The 16,605-nt window shown below is 70.2% G+C and carries 14 protein-coding genes; 3 read left to right on the top strand and 11 right to left on the bottom strand.

Annotation, left to right across the window (positions count from 1 at the left end; translation table 11 throughout):
• Positions 1-60: 60 nt before the first annotated feature.
• Positions 61-813: a TetR/AcrR family transcriptional regulator gene (locus tag ACGFIS_RS24135; RefSeq protein ID WP_392912297.1), complete on the top strand. Its 753-nt coding sequence runs from the start codon at positions 61-63 to the stop codon at positions 811-813.
• Between the two features lie 38 nt (positions 814-851).
• On the opposite strand, the gene ACGFIS_RS24140 is transcribed toward ACGFIS_RS24135, so the two are convergent.
• Together ACGFIS_RS24140 and ACGFIS_RS24145 are read right to left on the bottom strand one after the other, a co-directional pair.
• The gene (locus ACGFIS_RS24140) at positions 852-1,664 is read right to left on the bottom strand and encodes an SAM-dependent methyltransferase (RefSeq protein ID WP_392912300.1); all 813 of its coding nucleotides are present in this window, start codon (positions 1,662-1,664) and stop codon (positions 852-854) included.
• Positions 1,665-1,748: 84 nt separating this feature from the next.
• A complete protein-coding gene (locus tag ACGFIS_RS24145) occupies positions 1,749-2,489 on the bottom strand; it encodes a DUF1963 domain-containing protein (RefSeq protein WP_392912302.1) in 741 nt (246 codons plus the stop codon).
• 222 nt (positions 2,490-2,711) lie between these two features.
• Between ACGFIS_RS24145 and ACGFIS_RS24150 the strand changes: the two genes are divergently transcribed.
• Both ACGFIS_RS24150 and ACGFIS_RS24155 read left to right on the top strand, forming a co-directional pair.
• Entirely contained in the window at positions 2,712-3,674 is a 963-nt protein-coding gene (locus ACGFIS_RS24150) for a zinc-binding dehydrogenase (protein ID WP_392912305.1), read from the top strand.
• A gap of 352 nt (positions 3,675-4,026) precedes the next feature.
• Positions 4,027-4,932 carry a LysR family transcriptional regulator gene (locus tag ACGFIS_RS24155; RefSeq protein ID WP_392912307.1) on the top strand — a complete coding sequence of 302 codons (906 nt, stop codon included), beginning with the start codon at positions 4,027-4,029 and terminating at the stop codon, positions 4,930-4,932.
• 207 nt (positions 4,933-5,139) lie between these two features.
• Here the strand turns inward: ACGFIS_RS24155 and ACGFIS_RS24160 are convergent, their stop codons facing one another.
• The 9 genes from ACGFIS_RS24160 to ACGFIS_RS24200 form a co-directional block, all read right to left on the bottom strand.
• Positions 5,140-6,708 carry a polysaccharide lyase family 1 protein gene (locus tag ACGFIS_RS24160; protein WP_392972554.1) on the bottom strand — a complete coding sequence of 523 codons (1,569 nt, stop codon included), beginning with the start codon at positions 6,706-6,708 and terminating at the stop codon, positions 5,140-5,142.
• A gap of 51 nt (positions 6,709-6,759) precedes the next feature.
• Complete coding sequence (locus ACGFIS_RS24165) at positions 6,760-8,343, bottom strand: carbohydrate-binding protein (protein WP_392972556.1); 1,584 nt, start codon at positions 8,341-8,343, stop codon at positions 6,760-6,762.
• A gap of 352 nt (positions 8,344-8,695) precedes the next feature.
• Entirely contained in the window at positions 8,696-9,790 is a 1,095-nt protein-coding gene (locus tag ACGFIS_RS24170; RefSeq protein WP_392972558.1) for a dienelactone hydrolase family protein, read from the bottom strand.
• Entirely contained in the window at positions 9,790-11,073 is a 1,284-nt protein-coding gene (locus tag ACGFIS_RS24175) for a Gfo/Idh/MocA family protein (protein WP_392972560.1), read from the bottom strand. The genes ACGFIS_RS24170 and ACGFIS_RS24175 overlap by 1 nt, the downstream gene beginning before the upstream one ends.
• A gap of 96 nt (positions 11,074-11,169) precedes the next feature.
• Complete coding sequence (locus ACGFIS_RS24180) at positions 11,170-12,429, bottom strand: ABC transporter substrate-binding protein (protein WP_392912318.1); 1,260 nt, start codon at positions 12,427-12,429, stop codon at positions 11,170-11,172.
• Between the two features lie 88 nt (positions 12,430-12,517).
• Positions 12,518-13,288, bottom strand: a complete 771-nt coding sequence (locus ACGFIS_RS24185) for a carbohydrate ABC transporter permease (RefSeq protein ID WP_392972606.1) — start codon at positions 13,286-13,288, stop codon at positions 12,518-12,520.
• 133 nt (positions 13,289-13,421) lie between these two features.
• A complete protein-coding gene (locus ACGFIS_RS24190) occupies positions 13,422-14,414 on the bottom strand; it encodes a carbohydrate ABC transporter permease (RefSeq protein ID WP_392912322.1) in 993 nt (330 codons plus the stop codon).
• Positions 14,415-14,622: 208 nt separating this feature from the next.
• Positions 14,623-15,597, bottom strand: coding sequence for an aldose epimerase family protein (locus tag ACGFIS_RS24195; RefSeq protein WP_392972562.1), 975 nt, complete (start codon positions 15,595-15,597; stop codon positions 14,623-14,625).
• Positions 15,594-16,556, bottom strand: a complete 963-nt coding sequence (locus ACGFIS_RS24200; RefSeq protein ID WP_392912326.1) for a LacI family DNA-binding transcriptional regulator — start codon at positions 16,554-16,556, stop codon at positions 15,594-15,596. Before ACGFIS_RS24200 ends, ACGFIS_RS24195 begins: the two co-directional genes overlap by 4 nt.
• Positions 16,557-16,605 lie beyond the last annotated feature (49 nt).

Below are 16,605 nucleotides of genomic sequence, written 5' to 3' on the forward strand. Positions count from 1 at the left end.
GACGATAGCGTCTGTACTGCGGCACCGGCCGGTGCCGCACAGGCCGGAGCAGGGCGAACGATGACGACGGAGCACGGCGGCGAACGCGACCTCGGACGGAGCCTGGAGCTGCTGTGGGGCGACCGGACCCGCCCGGCCCGCGGACGCCCGCCCACGCTCAGCCTCGACCGGATCGTCGCGGCGGCCGTCGAGGTCGCCGACGAACTCGCCGAGACCGAGGGCCTCGAAGCGCTGTCCATGCGCGTCATCGCGACCCACCTGGGCGTCGGGACGATGTCGCTCTACCGCTACGTCCCCGGCAAGAGCGAACTGCTGGACCTCATGCTCGACCACGTCATCGACGTCCCCGAGCAGGACGGGGAACGCGGCTGGCGGGAGATCCTGACGGCCGAGGCCCACCACCACTGGCGGCTGTGCATGGACCACCCCTGGTACCCGTTCGTGGACCAGAGCCGCCCGCTCCTCGGCCCCAACGGCCTGCGCGGCCTCGACCGGCTACTCGGGCTGCTGCGTCCCGTCGGCATCGACGACCGGGCGCTGATGATGATGATCGGCGTCCAGCACGACTACGTGGACGGCGTCGCGCGCAGCTACATCAACGAACGCCGCGCCGAGAAGCGGACCGGCGTCAGCAACGAGGAGTTCTGGCAGGCCCAGGCCCCGGCCCTCATGGACGCGATGAACAGCGGCGCCTTCCCGACCATGGCCGCCCTCGCCGACGACACCTTCGACTTCTCCTACGAGCAGCTCTTCGATTTCGGCCTGACCCGCCTCCACGACGGCTTCGCGTCCTTCATCGACAAGCCCCGCTGATCCGCCGGCTCGCCAGGGCACGGCAGGCGCCGCCCGCGCTACCGCAGGCGGCCAACTCCACCGACGATCGTCCAGGGCAGTTCCGGCAGGACGGCCGCGCCGCCGCCGGAACCGGAACGCCACTCCCGCACGTCGACCAGCCCGGGGTCGAGCAGGTCGAACCCGTCGAAGAACTCCCCGATCCCGGCCCGTGTCCGGGGTGTGAGCGGCGCGCCCGAGGCGCGGAAACCCCGCTTCGCCGCCTCCATGACCTCGCCGGGCGACTCGCTCGCCGTGTGCGAGAGGACCAGGTGGCTGCCCGGGGCCATCGCCGCGCGCAGCCGGGCGACGATGCCGTGGGGGTCGTCGTCCGGGCCGACGAAGTGCAGGATGGCCACCAGGAGCACGGCCACGGGCTCACTGAAGTCGATCAGGTCGAGGACCTCCGGATCGGCCAGGATCTCCTCCGGCCGGCGAAGGTCGTGTTCGGCGACCCGCACGGTGTCAGCGGTGCTCAGGAGGGCCCGCGCGTGCGCCACGACGACCGGGTCGTAGTCCACGTAGACGACGCGGCTGTCCGGAGCGACCGCGTGTGCCGCCTGGTGGACGTTCTGCTGGGTGGGCAGGCCCGTCCCGATGTCGATGAACTGCCGGATGCCCTGTTCGGCGGCCAGGAACCGCACCGCCCGGCCGAGGAACTCGCGGTTCGCCCTGGCGGTCAGCGGAGCCGTGGGGTTCGCTTTGACCATCTCCTCGCCGACGCGCCGGTCCGCGAGATAGTTGTCCTTGCCACCGAGCATGTAGTCGTAGATCCGGGCGCCGTTGGGGACGGCGGCGTCCACGCCTTCTGGGGACTCTTCCACTTCGGCCACGGGGCACTCCCTGATCAGTTGAAAACGATCCTAGAACGCCCTTCACACCCTGTCTCGCCAATGATCGTTCGCGCGTGTGAGAGCTCAGGCGACCTCAAGGCCGCTGTAGGCGCCTTCGAGGCGGCCCGCGCTCAGGTCGGCGTCACCGATCCAGAAGGTGATGTTCACGACCTCGCCCCAGTCGATGCCGTCCACACCCTCCAGCTGGAGCAGCGGGCGCTGGCCGTCCGGACCGTCCCCTCCGCCGTCGTGCCAGCCCAGCAGCCGGTAGTCGACCTCCGGGAGCACGCCGGCCAGCGCTTCTACGGCGTCCATGGCATCGATGAGGTCGTGCTCCCCCGGCAACGCGTCGATCGCCCGGCTGAAGGAGACGGGCAGCGACGGGGTTCGGGCCGCGACGAGCGGAAGCGGCGGGATCACGGGCGTGTCCGGCGGCGCGGGGCGTTCCGGTGCGTCGCCGGGCACGTGCAGAAGGCAGACATCGTCGGCGGAGACGGCACCGAAGGTGTCGTCGTAGAAGAACAACAGGAGCCCGTCACGCGGGAGGGGCCATTCGTCGCCGAGCAGCGGATGCAGGGCCGCGCAGTCGAGCCGCGCCACGAGTGTCCGGGGTCGCCCGCCGGTCGCCGGCCACTCGGCCTCCGGAAGAAGCGGCGGCAGGCCCCCCAAACGCGTCGTCCCGCACCCCTGGCCGTCGGCGGCGGGCGCGAGTGCGATCGATGGGCGCAGCAGGCCCAGCGCCTGGTGCGCGATCTCTGGGCTGGGTGCGTTGTCGGCTGCCTCGGCGAGCCGGGCACGCAACTCGTCATCCGGAACGATCTCCATGCCCGCCGAGTCTGCCACCACCGCCGGTTCGGCGAACCGGGCTACGCCTCGCGGTGGGCCGGGCGGCGCCCGCGTCCCGGCCGGAGGCGGGAGAGCCGTACTGGTCGGCGAGGTGCCCGGCGTGGAACAGGAGATGCGCGCACGCCGGAGAGTTTGACCTCGACCAAACTTCAGGTTGAAGACTGAGCGGGTACCTCGGGATTTCTGATGAAGGGGCCGGTCATGCGTGCTGTCCAGGTGGGTTCGTTCGGTGGTCCGGAAGTGCTGCGCCCGGTCGAGCTGCCCGATCCCGCGCCGGGGCCCGGCCAGGTCGTGGTGGGCATGGCGGTGGCGGACGTGATCTTCCTCGACACCCTGTTGCGCGGCGGGTGGGGCCAGGACTTCTTTCCCCGGGAGCTGCCGTACATCCCGGGCGGCGGCGGAGCGGGCGAGGTGCTGAAGGCCGGACCGGGGGTCGACCCCGCGTGGGTGGGACGGCGTGTGGTCGTGCGGACCGGCACCGGCTACGCCGAGCAGGTCGTCGCCGGGGCGGAGGAGATCACGCCCGTCCCCGACGGGCTGGGCGACGAGCCGGCGGCCGCCCTCGTCCACGATGGCGTGACCGCGCTCAGCCTGAACCGGCTGGGCGTACCCGAGAAGGATGAATGGGTGCTGGTGTCCTCGGCGGCGGGCGGCGCCGGATCACTGCTGGTGCAGCTCGCCGTCCAGGCCGGTGCCCGGGTGGTGGCGGCCGCGTCCCGGGACGACAAGCTGGCGCTCGCCCGTGAGCTGGGCGCGGAGGCCACCGTCGACTACACGCGACCCGGCTGGGACGGGCGGGTAAGGGAGCTGACCGGCGGCGGTGTCGCACTCGCCTACGAAGGGGCGGGTGGCGCGCTCGGCGCGGCCGCCCTCGACGCGGTGTCCGACGGCGGGAGGTTCGTCACCTACGGCACCGCGGACGGCTTCACGACCCCCGACCCGGAACTCGTCGAGCGCCGCGGCCTGCGGGTGTTCACCCCGCTCATGGACGGGCCGCCCGACCAGGAGACCGTGAGCGAACTGCTGGGCGCCGCCCTGGACGAGGCCGCCCGAGGACGGCTCAACCCGGCGATCGGCGCCGTCTACCCGCTGGCGCGGGCCGCCGACGCCCACCGCGCCCTGGCCGCCCGCACCACGATCGGCAAGTCGCTCCTCTCGGTGTGACGCCGGCCTGGCCCGCGTCAGGAGGTCTGGGGATTGGTGTAGACGCGGCGGGGGACGACGAGCACGGCGGCCCGTCGTTCCGTCGTCGGGACCGATGATCTCGGCGTCGCCCTCGACGGTCGCCCATCGCCACCCCGCCCGCGCGACGATCGTGGCGCGGGGGTCGGCACCCGTCCGCCTGCCCGATCGCCGTCCGCCGTATGTCCCGGGTCACCGGCACACATCGAAGGGCACCGCGGACGGGTTGCCGCCGTCTTGGGAACCATCTGGTTCGCCTCTCAGCCTGCGGCCGCGGCACACTCCAGTCAATTCTTGGATTTACTTATAAATCCCCAAGAGTTAACTTGGGTCCGTGACGCTCGACGACCTCCGGGTCTTCATCGCCGTGTGCGAGACGCGGAACCTCAGCGCGGTGTCCCGCACCCTTTCCTGCAGCCAGTCGGCGGTGAGCCAGCACGTCAAACGGCTCGAACGCGAGATCGGGCTCACGCTGGTCGAGCGGCAGCCCCGCGGGGTCACGCCGACGGACGCGGGCCGGATCCTGTACCAGGCGGCGCTGGGCGGCATCACCTCGCTCGACTCCGCCGTCCGCCGCCTTCGGGAACTCCGCGACGGCGACGGCGGAACCGTGAAGATCACCACGGGAGGCGTGACGGTTCGGCATTTCATGCCGGACGCCATCACCGCGTTCCGCGACCGGCATCCCGAGGCGACCCTGGACTTCCAGTCCGCCCAGTCGACCCGCCGCTGTCTGGAACTCCTGCAGAACGGGCACGCGGATCTGGCCTGGATCACCGTGGGGCAGCCGGCTCCCGGCATCCAGCAGCGGCCGGTCATCGACCTGCCGTGGGTCCTGGTGGTCAACGCCGATGATCCACTCGCCGCCAGGCGGACCATCGATCCCGGCGACCTCCGTTCGATCCGCTACATCGCGCACCCGGCCAACTCCGCGTCACACCGGCGCCTTGAGGAGAGCTTCGTCCGGCTCGGATGCACGCCCTCCCGGACCGTCGGAGTGGCCGACTGGGACACCGCGGTCCTGCTCGCGGAACTCGGCATCGGCCACGCCATCCTGCCGGCCCTGCCCAGGCTGCCGCTTTCACCCGCCGGCCCGGCGCGGACCGTCCCCATCCCGGCGCTGTCTCCCATCACGGTCGGCTGGGCGGTCCGCGATTGGAACGCCCTCAGCCCCCTCGCCACCGAGTTCGCCGACCTGGTCGCCGCCGACCAGGCCCGGCTCAGCACAGAGCAGGCTTGAGAGAACAGAGCAGACTCACGACGGTCGTTCACGAACCGAAAGCGACCCGGCCCTCATGCGTGAGCACGGTCGGCCGATCGTGCTGTTCTGCGCGACGTTCGCGATCGCATCCCCGGCAACCGAGCGATCCCGTCCCCAGGCCCGCAGGCCCCTTGCCGTCCGGCGGGCCCGGTGTGTGCCGGGCCCGCCGGACGGCGGAGCGCGCCGCTACCCGGCGTAGGTCTCGAACTCGGCGATGCGCGGAGTGCCGGTCGAGCCGGTGATCCTGAAGGTGATCTTGCGCAGCGAGGTCGGCGAGAAGGTGATGACGCCGGCCCCGCTTCCGGAGGCCAGGACGGTTCCGGCGTCGTGGTCGAGGACCTGCCAGGACCCGACGACGCCCTCCGAACCCGCTGCCTCGCGAATGTTGATCATGGACACGGTCGGGGCGGAGTCCCACTTGATCGAGATCGAGCCGGTCGTCCCCGCGGGCGACCAGTAGGTGCTCATGTCACCGTCCCGCACGTTGCCGTAGCTCGTCCCGTCGGCCTTGCTGGAGCCGTCGGAGCCCGCCCCGATGCTGAGGTTGGTACCGCCGGGCTCGGTCGGTCCCGGCGTCGGGGTGGTGGGACCCGGCGTCGGGGTGGTCGGTCCCGGGGTGGGCGTGGTGGGGCCGGGGGTCGGTGTCTGCGGCGAGCAGTCTCCGTCCGATACCCGCAGGCCCTTGCCGGCGCCTGCCGTCTGGTTCACGACGTCCGGCACGCAACCGGCGTCGTCGAGGGTGTAGGAGTAAGGGATGCTGACGGTGGTGTTGGACTGCGGGTCCGGGCCGGCGGGGTGGTTCTCGCTCCCGGGGCTGGACCAGGTCACGTTGTCGAAGATGTTGCCGCCGACCTGCCAGTAGCCGGCCTCGTCGGTGTAGAAGGTGCCCAGGACGTCCCTGGAGTCCTGGAAGTAGTTGCTGTCGACCTTGGCGCGGGCCCCGGCCCGGGAGTTGATGCCGGACTTCGTGATGCCCGTGAAGTGGCTGTTGTAGACGTGGGCGATGCCGCCACGCAGCAGGGGCGTACGGGAGTCGATGTTCTCGTACAGGTTGTGGTGGTAGGTGATGAAGCCGTTCGAGCGGTCGCTCTCACTGCTTCCGACGAGGCCGCCCCGGCCGGAGTTGCGCAGGACGCTGTAGGAGAGCGTCACGTACCGGGTGTTGTCCTTCATGTCGAAGAGGCCGTCGAACCCCTCCGACTCCCCACCGGACGCCTCCAGGGTCGTGTGGTCGACCCAGACGTTGCGCACGTCGCTCTCCATGCCGATGGCGTCGCCGCCGTTGGACGTGGGCGAGCCCGACTTCTTGACGTTCCGGACGGTCACGTTCTGGATGATGATGTTGCTCGACTCGCGGATGTGGATGCCGATCTGATCGAAGACGGCTCCGCCGCCGACCCCGATGATCGTGACATTGCCGATCTGCTTGAGCTCGATCTTGTCGTCGGCGGTGCTGCAACTGTCGCCCGACACCTTGCCGGTGTTCCCGTGGTTGATCGTCCCCTCGACCTGGATGGTGATGGGGGTGTCGCTGCCGGCCCGGCCGCACAGGGCCGCATGGATCTCGGTCCCCGTGGTGGCCCGCACCGTCTGCCCGCCGGCGCCGCCGGTGGTCCCGCCGTTCTGTGTCGCGTAGCCGGTGGCGCCGCCGGCCGCCGCCGACACGTCGGGCAGTGACAGCACCACACCGGCGGCGGCCGCGAGGGCCGTCGTCGCCAGCGCCCCGGAAAGTCGCAGTACGACTGGTCTTCTCATTCTCGTCTCTTCTCTTCTCACGTCTTCGGTCGTCGGGTGTCGGCCGGAGGGTCAGGGCGTCGCCGTTCTGCCGCCGAAGGTCACGACGAGGTGGCCGTCGGAGGCGAGGTACCAGCCGAGGGAGCCCGCGTAGGAGGAGCAGCGGGAGCCGTTCGAGCCGGACCAGAACTGGTTGGAGCCGTCGGCGTCACCGACGGTCCTGTCGTTGGAGCCGTCGCCGTCGAAGCGGCACGAGGTGTTGTCGCGGAAGACCGAACCGCCGTCGTCGAACGAGAAGTTGCGTTCGGCGTTGTCGATGCTGACGTTCGCGGAGATCGTCATCGAGCCGGGGTTGCTGTTGTAGGTGAAGCCGTGCTTGCCGTTGTCGACGGCGAAGGAGCGCCGGACGACGTGGCCGACCGGGATGTCCTCACCGCCGAGCTTGTAGCCGTTGCGGTCGCCGTTCCCGCTCTGGCCGCCGCCGCTGAGCGTGCCGTTCTCGTAGGCGAGGGAGTCCTCGATGGTCACCGCGCCGATGGGGCCGGTCTCGTCCTTGGTGTAAAGGTCCCAGCCGTCGTCGATGTTGTTGTGGGCGACGGAGTGGCGGAAGACGTTCCCGGGGCCGGAGGTGAGCTTGGCGGCGAAGCCGTCGGCGTCCTCGCCGTCGGAGTCGGCGTTGTCGTGCGACTCCGCGCTGAGGATGAGGTTGCCGGACGGCCACTGGTCCTCGGGGGTGTCCGACGTCATGCGCGACAGCTGCAGTCCCGTGTCGCGGTTGAAGCGCGTCACCGTTCGCTCGATGACGTTGCCGCTGCCGCCGACGAAGATTCCGTTGTCGCCGGCGTGCTCCACGACGATGCCGTGGACGTGCCAGTACGACCCGTTCACCGCGAGCCCGCGGTTCGCGGAGTTCTCGCTCATGGCCGAGAAGTTCAGTACCGGGGTCTCGCCCGGGTAGGCGGTCAGTCGCGTGCGGTCGCCGGAGGTGCCGTCGTTGCCGGGCGGGATGGTGACCGTCTGCGCGTGGCGGTACGTCCCGCCGCGCATGTAGATCGTCCCGCCGGGGGCGATGCGGTCGATCGCCGAGGTGAGCGTCGTCGGGTCCGCCTCGGTTCCGGCCGCGCCGTCGCTTCCGCCCGGCGCGACGTACAGCGCGTCCTCATCGGACGGCGGCGGTGTGTCGCCGTCCCCCGTCTCGACGTCGATGTAGTCGATGTTGGGCAGGCCGTTGGCGGTGGTGGGCGTGAACCGGACGGTGTTGCCGCCCGCGTTCACCGGCACCGTGATCGTCTTCGTCGTCCACGTGTCCCACGAGCCCGTGCTCTCGAACGACGCCGACGCGATGGCCGAGCCGTTCACGGTCACGTCCGCGGGCCGCGCGGTGGTGGTTCCGTTGGCGAAGCGGACGTGCAGTGTCACCGTGCCCGATTCCGCGGCGTTCACGGTGAACTGCGCGTAGGCGCCGACCTCGTTGTCGCCGTTGCAGAATCCGCGGCCGGAGTAGCCGCCGTGGTCGGAGTCGATGGTTCCGCTGCACACCGCCGGGGAGGTCCCGGCTTCGTACCGGACGGTGGCGGCCTGCGCCGCGGTGCCGGACAGTGCGACGAGCGCACCGGCCAGCACGGTGCCGCAGGCGATGGCGGGTTTCACTTGCATTGCTGCTCCAAGCTCGGCCGGCTTGGCCGACCAGATTTCAGGGCATCGGTCGGCCTGGCCGACCGGACTTCGGGGGAAAGGTGCGGCCGGCGAATACGCGCTGCGGTGATGGTCGGTCCACCGGCGCATGGCGGCCACATTCGGATCGCTGTTCCCGGGCTTTTCAATTGAGGGGGCGCGGGGGCGGCCGGGCTCGGCGGAGAGGGAGCGGGCACATGGGGGCTGGCCCTTCTGCGGCAATTGCGGCTGCGGCGATGCGGCCGTCTCGATGGCGGGGGGCGGGGGGCGGACGCCGGTTGTCCGGTGCTACAGAAAGCGCTTTCTCACAAACTATGCGTTCGCCGTGAACACGTCAATGGACTTGCGATCCTTTCATGGGTCTCGATGCGGGATAATTGTCCGCGACCATACCGGTGAGCCACGTGAAGGCCGCGTTCTGCATGGAACGGTCGAATTGGTGGACGGCGTCGAAGAAGACGCCGGTGTAATGGCCGGGCGCACTCCGGTAGGCCGCGGTGATCTGGTGATGGGCCCGGCGCATTCCCTGGACGGGGAAGAGCGGATCCGCGGTCGCGTAGAGGACCATCAACGGCGCCGGGGCGCGGGCGGCGACCACGCCGGGCCAGTCGGCCAGGCGGGTCAGGCCCGGCGGGAACAGCATCCAGGAGTGGGCGGCCACGTGCTCGTCGCGCAGGTCCCGGAAGGACGAGACCATCGCGGCCACGACGACGGCGCGGATCCCGGGGTCGAGGGCGCCGAGGAGGGCGGCCCGCGCCCCGCCGCCCGACAGGCCGAGCGTGCTGACGGAGGCGATGCCGGGACGGGACCGCAGGTACGCCGCGGCCGCGAGGTCCTCGGAGGCGAGGACGCCGGCGAACGAGGTGCCGAGGATCGTGCATGCCTTCGCCAGGACGTGCTCATGCTCGCGGGCGGCACGGTCATAGCGGCCGAGGTCGTGGCGGTCGGGGGCGCCTTGGTCGCCGGTGAGCGGGAAGCGGCGGCTGCCCCAGGCGAACACGTCGTGCGCGAGCACCGCGAAGCCCCGGCGGGCCAGCTCTCCCGCGTAGGCGCGGCGGCCGTAGAGCCGGGTGCGCAGCCGGACGATCTCGGCGAGGGGCGGCTCCGGCCCGTCGGCGATCTTGTCCTTGCCCGCCCACTTCACGCCCCCGTGGCAGTGCATCGCGACCACGCCCGGCAGCGGGCCGGCGGCGTCGCGCGGACGCAGCAGGAAGGCGCGGGTGCGGGGGCCGAACCCGACCGTCCAGGACAGTTCCTCTCCCACCAGGCCGGCGTCGCTCCAGCGGCGCTCGACCCGGACGTCGCCGGCGCTCAACTCCAGGACGCCCAGCGCGTCGCGGAGACGTTCGGGCAGGTCCGGGCCGGGTGGAGGGAACAGGTCGCGGCTGCGGGCGGCGATGTCCGCCAGGCCGGAGAATTCGCCGAGCATCAGCCGGCCGTCCGGGTGCCGCCGGCCGTGAGGGCGACGGGAGCGCCGGTCGCCGCGGAGAGGTTCGCGGACGCGCCGATCATCACGGCGGCGACACCCGCGCGGTACCCCGCCTGGCGGGCGAGCGGGTCGTCCGGCGGGCCCCGGAACACGTCGTCGAGCAGCAGGACGTCGCCGCCGCCGTGCGCGCCCGCGCCGCCCTCGATCTCGATCTCCTCCGGCCGCCGCCAGTGGCGGTGCAGGACGAGCCGCTCGGACGCGCCCTCGGCGTGCTCCTTCCCGGACGCGGTCGGGTCGATCGCCGCGCGCGGCGGCGTCCACGCCCGCTCGACGACGTCCAGTTCCAGCCGCCCGGCGGTGCCGTTGAAGACGACCCGGTACCCCTCGGCGGGCGCGTGGGCGTTGAGGGAGTAGGTGAGGAGCGCGCCGCCCTCATAGCGGACGAGGACCGACATGTTGTCGTCGATCGTCACGCCCTCACCGAACACGTCCTGGTCGCGGATGTAGCCGTCCTCGTGCTCGGCGTCCAGGTAGAGGCGCTTCAGGCGGGGATCGGCGGACAGGTCCAGCAGGAACGGGTCCGTGCCGAGCTCCGGGGCGCGGAACGCCCGCGCGGGACGGTCGGAGAGCCCGCGTGCGCGAGCGTTCCGGGCGCCGTAGAAGCGCAGGGAGGTCTGGGCGTAGACGGATGCGGCGGCGTCGCCGATCCACCAGTTGACCAGGTCGAAGTGGTGGGTGGCCTTGTGGACCAGCAGGCCGCCGGAGTTCGCCTTGTCCCGGTGCCAGCGGCGGAAGTAGTCGGCGCCGTGGACCGTGTCGAGGGCCCACGCGAAATGCACCGAGGTGACGTCGCCGATCGCGCCGTCCGCGATCACCTGGCGAACGGCGGTGTTGCGCGGCGCGTAGCGGTAGTTGAAGGTGACGATCAGCCTGCCGGCGGCCCGCTCGGCCGCCTCCGCGATCGCCGCGCAGTCTTCGGCGGTGGTGCACAGCGGCTTCTCCACGACGACGTCCTTGCCCGCGTCGAGGGCCGCGGCCACGTAGCGGGCATGGGCGGCGTCGACGGTCGCGACCACGACGGCGTCGGCGAGTCCGAGCATCGCGCCGAACTCCTCGGGCGCGAAGCACGGCACGTCGCGGCCGATCCTGTCGAGGTAGTAGCGCAGGCGCGTCCGGTTGGGATCGCAGAGCGCGACGATCTCGCCGGTGTCGCCCCACTCGCCGAGGAGCGCGTCCACGTACATCTGGGCCCGGTGGCCGAGCCCGACGAAGGCGTATCGCATGGTCGGGGGCTCCAGAGATGAGGATGGCCGGAGGTCGGTGGCACCGCGCGGCCCGGACGCTTCACGGGCCGCGCGGCTCGTCGGTGGGGACGACCGCTACTGGGACAGGGCGTTGTCGGCCTCGGTCAGGAAGGCCTTGGCCGCCTCGTCCGGCGTCGACTTGCCGAACAGCACCGCGTCGGTGGGGCGCTTGAGGATGTCCTCCATCTCCATCGCGCCCTTCGGCGGGACGACGATCGGGGTGAGATCGTTCTTGATCGAGTCCATGAAGGCCAGCACCTTCTGGTCGGCCGGGGACAGCTTGCTCTTGATCGCGGCGATGACCTTGGCGTTGGTGGGCAGGCCGCGGTCGCTGAGCACGATCGCGCCGGCGGCCGGGTCGTTGACCAGGAACTCGACGAACTTCTGGGCGGCGGCGGACTGCTCGGTCTTGCCCGAGATCGTGTAGTACATCGCCGGCTGCAGGAACATGCCGGAGCCGGTGGCGCCCGGGGCCTTCGGCATGCGCAGCAGGTCGAGTTCCTGGCCGGAGCCCTTGGTCAGCGTGTCGAGCTGGTTGCTCCACCAGCTTCCGAACGCGCTCTTGTTGGTGGCGATCAGCGCCTGGTCGACGTTGGTGCCGGTCTCCAGCATCTCGGCGGCGCCGGGCCCGGCCTTGGTGTCGACGATCTTCTTCAGCAGGGCCCACCAGTCCTTGATGGTCTGCTCGGACAGGGCGACCTTGCCGTTCGCGTAGAACTGCTCACCGCGCTGCGCGGCGAAGATCTGCAGGAACGCGGGGTTCTGGTTCCACTCGGTGCCCCAGACCTCGCCGCCGCTCTTCTCGGTCACCTTCCGGGAGGTCTCGATGTAGTCGTCCCAGGTCCACGTCTTGTCGTCGGGGACCTTCTGGCCGTGCTCCTCCAGCGTCTCCTTGTTGACGATCATCGGGAAGGCGTTGACGCCGGTGGGGATCGCGTACTGCTTGCCGTCGACCTGACCGGCCTTGAGGACGCCCTGGTCGAGGTCCGCGGTGTCGACCTTCCCGCTCAGGTCGGCGAGGACGCCGCGTCCCGCGTACTCCGCCAGGCCGCGGATCTCGATCGTCATGACGTCCGGGGCGTCCCCGGCCGCGGTCTTGGTGGCCAGCTTCTCGTAGTAGCTGTCCCAGTCGGAGAAGTCGCCCTCGATGTCGATCGCGGGGTTCTTCTTCTCGAACTCGGCGATGGCCGCCTCGGTCAGCTTCTGCCGGGAGTCGCTGCCCCAGTAGGAGAAGACGACCTTCGTCTTGCCGCCGGACCCGTCGTCGCCGCCTCCGCAGGCGGTGGCCGACACCGCGAGCAGGGTGACGGCGGTGGCCGCCAGGATGCGTTTCATCAGTGGTACCTCCGGGGGGAGAGGAATGGGGGGAGGGGTCGTTTGAGGGCGCCGCCGTTCGGGGGCGGTCGCCGTTCGGGGGCGGTCGCTATTTGAGACCGGTGGTCGCCACACCTCGGACGAGGTATTTCTGGCCGGCCAGGAAGAAACCGAATATCGGGCCGAGCGAGATGATCGACATCGCGAACATCGGCCCCCAGGACGAGTCGCCGCTGGTGTCCATGAAATGGCGCAGCGCGACCGGGGCGGTGAGGTTGTCGGAGTTGGTCAGGTAGAGGTTCTGGGTGAAGAAGTCGTTCCACGTCCAGATGAACGTGAAGATCGCCGTGGTGGCCAGTGCGGGCATGCACAGCGGCATCACCACCTGCAGGAACGTGCGGAGGTGTCCCGCGCCGTCGATCGCGGCGGCCTCGTCCAGCTCCCGGGGAAGGGTGCGGATGAACTGCACCATCAGGAAGATGAAGAACGCGTCGGTGGCCAGGAACTTGGGCAGGATGATCGGCCAGATCGTGTTGATCCAGTCGATCTTGCTGAACGCGATGTACTGCGGCACGACCGTCACATGGTGCGGCAGCATGATCGAGACCAGCATGATCGCGAACCAGAGCTTCTTGAACGGGAACTCCAGCCGCGCGAACGCGTAGGCGGCCAGCGAGCAGGCGACCAGGTTGCCGACGACCGCCAGGCCGGTGATGACCGCGGAGTTCCACATGTAGTAGCCGAAGGAGTGCGTGAGCGCGTCCCAGCCGCCGGTGTAGTTCTCACCGGTCACCTCGGACGGGACGAGGCCGGGCTCCCGGAAGATCACTTCCTCGGGCTTGACCGAGCTGGAGATCATCCAGAGCAGCGGGTAGAGCATGAACAGCCCGAACACGATCAGCAGCACGTGCTTGGTCAGTCGCGAGGCGGGCCGGAACAGGACCGGCACGCGCGCGCCCGCCGCACGCCGGCCCGCCGCGCGCCTGCCGACCGGACGCTTTCTCTCCGTGCGCTTACTTGTCGTCGCCATAGAAGACCCAGAATCGAGACATGAGGAAGTTGACGGCGGTCAGAGCCCCGATGATGAGCAGGAGCACCCACGCCATCGCGGCCGCGTATCCCATCTCGTAGTTCTTGAAGCCCTTGAGGTAGAGGTAGAGCGTGTAGAAGAGGGTCGAGTCGACCGGTCCGCCGTTGCCGCCGCTGACGATGAACGACTGCGTGAACGACTGGAACGACTTGATGACCTCCAGCACGGCGTTGAAGAAGATGATCGGCGTGAGCAGCGGCAGCGTGATCGAGCGGAACTGCCGGATCGTGCCGGCGCCGTCGACCCGCGCCGCCTCGTAGAGGTTCTTCGGGATCTGGCGGAGCCCGGCCAGGAAGATGACCATCGGGGCGCCGAACGTCCAGACGTGCAGGATGATCAGCGTCCACAGCGCGGTGTCGGGGCTGGTGACCCAGCCCTGGCCCGCGTAGCCGAACCAGCCCAGGAACGTGTTGACGATCCCGTCCGTCCCGAAGATCTTCCGCCACAGGATCGAGATCGCCACGCTGCCCCCGAGCAGGGAGGGCAGGTAGAACATCGACCGGTAGAACGACAGCCCGCGCAGCCCCTTGTCGAGCGCCAGCGCCAGCCCGAGGGCGAACGCGAGCTGCAGCGGGACCGAGACGACGACGTAGGTGGTCGTGACCTTGAGCGAGTTGAGGTAGCGGTCGTCGGCCGTGAACATCTCGTCGTAGTTGTCCAGGCCGACCCAGTGCGCCTCGCTCAGCAGGCTGTAGTCGGTGAACGACAGGTACAGCGAGGCGATCATCGGGCCGAGCGTGATGGCGAACAGGCCGATGAACCAGGGTGCGAGGAACAGATAGGCGGTCCATGCCTGCGAGCGGTTGCGGGAGTTCTTGCGGCGCCCGGGGCGGCGGGCGTCCGTTGTCACGGAGGACGCGGCCACGGGCTCGGCCGTCCCCGTCGCCGTGTCGGCAGCAGCGGGCCTCAGCGTCATCACCGGCCCTTCGGTGAGTCGGATGGCGGTTGAGATAGCGCTTTCTTAGCGCGAAGCCGGAGATGACGTCAACCCTTTGCAGTGAGATTCCTCACTGCGAGCGCTGGCCCGTTCTTACATCATCCGAGGTGAGAGCCGGTATTCGAGGCTAGAGCGCTTGTCCGGTGGTTTTCGGTTTGCCGCTTGTTACTACAACCGTTTGCAGTGCTCAGGAAACGCTGAAGCGGTAGCCGGTGACCGAGACGTGCGTCTCTCCGGGCCGCAGGACCGCGGACGGGAACGCCGGACGGTTCGGCGCGTCGGGGAAGCTCTGGGTCTCCAGGCACAGACCCGCGAACGGGCCGTACGGCGTGGCGGCGCCGTCCAGCATGTGGCCGGTGTAGAACTGGACGCCCGGTTCGGTGGTGGTGACCTCCATCGAACGGCCGCTGACCGGGTCGGTGACCGTCGCCCGGCCCCGGGCGGGGGCGGTGAAGGCGTAGCAGTGGTCGTAGCGGCCGCCGAGCCGCGCGTCCACCCGGGCGGGGGCGGTGAAGTCGAAGGGCGTCCCGGCGACCGGGGCGAGCTCGCCCGTGGGGATCTTCCCCTCGTCGACCGGCAGGTAGCGGTCCGCCTCGATCATCACCACGTGGCCGCGGACGTCACCGGTGCCCGCCAGGTCGAAGTAGGAGTGGTTGGTCAGGTTGACCACGGTCGGGGCGTCGGTCGTGGCCCGGTACTCCAGCCGCAGTGTGTCGCCGTCCAGCATGTACCGGACTTGAGCCGTCAGCTCCCCCGGGTAGCCTTCCTCGCCGTCCGGGCTCACCAGGCTCAGCAGCAGTTCCGCCGGATCCGCCGACTCGACCCGCCACACCCGCTTGTCGAAGCCGCGGACGCCGCCGTGCAGGCTGTGGGCGCCGTCGTTGACCGGGAGCCGGTACTCCGTGCCGTCGAGGGTGAACCTGCCGCGGGCGATGCGGTTGCCGTACCGGCCGACGACCGCGCCGAAGTACCTGCTGCGGTGCAGGTAGTCCTCCAGTGTGTCGAGCCCGAGCACCACGTTGGTGCCGTCGGCCACCTCCAGCCGCTGGACGGTCGCGCCGTAGGTGAGGACCGCGACGCGCAGGCGCCCGTTGTCGAGCGCGTACCGTTCGACCTTTTCGCCTTCGGGGGTGACACCGAAGGCGACGCCGTGACTTCTCATGAGGGTCCTTTCGGGGGAGCGGTGGATTCGCGGACCACCAGGTGGGTCTCCAGGACGGTGGCCGCGCTCATCGACGTGATGAGCAGGTCGACGGCCATGCGCCCGGCGTCGGCCGTGGGCATGGCGACCGTGGTGAGCTTCGGCCGGTACAGGCGCCCGGTGATGCTGCCGTCGATGCCGATCACGCTGATGTCGCCCGGCACGCCGACGCCCAGCTCGTCCAGGCCCTCGATGAGGCCGATGGCGACGAGGTCGTTGTAGGCGAGCACGCCGGTCACCCCCGCCGCCGCCACCTGGCCGGCGACGGAGACGCCGCCCTCCTCGGTGGGCGCGTTGGGGCCGATGACGACCGTTTCGAGACCGGGGACGCCGGTGACGGCCTTGCGGATCTCGCCGCTGGTCCAGGAGCCGGACGGCCCCGACACGAGGGCGACGCGCCGGTGGCCGAGCCCGGCGAGGTGCTCCATCGCGGTGCGGGCGCCCCGGGCGACGTCCATGACGACGGTCGTCACCCCGCGCAGCCGCCGGTTGACCAGGACGAACGGCAGTGTCTGGACGAGCTTCTCCAGCGCCTTGTTCGATGATCGGGGGCTGCACAGCACGATGCCGTCGACCTGCTTGGAGAAGGCCTGGACGAGTTCCTCCTCCTTCGCGGGGTCCTCGTCGGTGTCGGCGACGAACAGGTGGTAGTCGCGGGCGCGGGCGGCGGCCTGCGCGGCCTTGATCAGCGGGGGGAAGAACGGGTTGGCGAGATCGGCGACGATCAGTCCGAGGTTGTGGGTCCGGCCCGTGGTGAGCGACCTGGCCGCCCGGTTGGGCCGGTAGCCGAGCTGCTCGGCCACCGTCAGCACCCGGGTCCGCGTTTCGGCGTTCACCATGTGCGGCGCGGAGAAGGTCCGCGACACCGTCGACACGTGGACGCCGCACGCGTGGGCGACGTCCCGGATAGTCACTGCCATGGCGCCCACCCTAGCGCAACCGTTTGCAAGGCCGGGATGATCGTTGCGA

It is taken from the genome of Spirillospora sp. NPDC048824 (assembly GCF_043198455.1).
Taxonomy (GTDB): domain Bacteria; phylum Actinomycetota; class Actinomycetes; order Streptosporangiales; family Streptosporangiaceae; genus Spirillospora.